This window comes from Mycobacterium sp. TH-M106, from assembly GCF_057473765.1.
On sequence record NZ_JBYCLE010000414.1, the window covers coordinates 1 to 1,454 of the forward strand.

Here is a 1,454-nt window from a genome sequence, read left to right on the forward strand (position 1 = left end):
GCAGGCGGTCAGCGGCGAAGTGCTGCAGTCGGAGTTCGAGCGGCGCTGCTACCCGATCTACCCGGCCAGCACCAAGCTGCAGAGCTGGGACATCTTCGCCTGCGTGCGACAGGTGCTCGAGGTGCTCGACCCGGTGCCGGACCCGCTTCCGGACGCGCTGCGTGCCGAGCGCGGGCTGATCGGCGAGGACGCGGCGCTGCGTGCCATCCACCTCGCCGAGACCGCGGCGGAACGACGACGCGCCCGCGAACGGCTGACCTTCGACGAAGCGGTGGGCCTGCAGTGGGCGCTGGCGGGCCGCCGGCACGGTGAGCTGTCGGCGTCCGGGCCGTCGGCGCCGCCGATCGTCGACGGGCTGGCCGCGGAGTTGTTGCGGCGGCTGCCCTTCGACCTCACGGCGGGACAGCGCGAGGTGCTGGATGTGCTGCGGGCTGAGCTCGGCGCCACCCGCCCGATGAACCGGCTGCTGCAGGGTGAGGTCGGCGCCGGCAAGACGATCGTGGCGGTGCTGGCCATGCTGCAACTGGTCGATGCCGGCTATCAATGCGCGCTGTTGGCGCCAACCGAAGTGCTTGCCGCGCAACATGTCCGTTCGATCCGCGACGTGCTGGGGCCGCTGGCGCTCGGGGGCCAGCTGGTCGGTGCCGACAACGCCACCGCGGTGGCGTTGCTGACTGGCTCGATGCCGCAGGCGGCCAAGAAACAGGTTCGGGCCGAGATCACCAGCGGGCAGGCCGGCATCGTGGTGGGCACCCACGCGCTGCTGCAGGACGCGGTGGAGTTCCACCGCCTGGGACTGGTGGTCGTCGACGAGCAGCACCGGTTCGGCGTCGAACAACGGGACCAGTTGCGGGCCAAGGCCCCCGCGGGCATCACACCGCACCTGCTGGTGATGACTGCAACACCGATCCCGCGCACGGTGGCGCTGACCGTCTACGGCGACCTGGAAACCTCGACGCTGCGCGAACTGCCCGGCGGGCGCCGGCCGATCAAAACCTCCACGATCTTCGCCAAGGACAAACCGGCTTGGCTGGACCGCGCGTGGCAGCGGATCCGCGAGGAGGTAGCCGCCGGCCGTCAGGCCTACGTGGTGGCGCCCCGCATCGACCAAGCCGACCAAGCCGACCAAGCCGACCAGTCCGGTCGGTCCGGCCAGGACACCAGGCCGTCGGCCACCGCCGAGGAGCTGTTCAGCAGACTGCGGTCGGGTGCGTTGGCCGGCTTGCGGCTGGGTCTGATGCACGGGCGGCTACCCGCGGAGGAGAAGGACGCCGTGATGGCGGCGTTTCGGTGCGGAACCATCGACGTGCTGGTGTGCACCACCGTCATCGAGGTCGGCGTCGACGTGCCGAACGCTACCGTGATGCTGGTGGTCGACGCCGACCGGTTCGGCATCAGCCAGCTGCACCAGCTGCGGGGCCGGATCGGCCGCGGCGCGCATCAGAGCCTGTGCC

General features: G+C 71.0%; 1 protein-coding gene. It reads left to right on the forward strand.

Annotation, left to right across the window (positions count from 1 at the left end; all coding sequences use genetic code 11):
* The coding region (locus tag AC2VOP_RS14510) for an ATP-dependent DNA helicase RecG (RefSeq protein ID WP_486961623.1) at positions 1-1,454 on the forward strand (1,454 nt) is incomplete at both ends.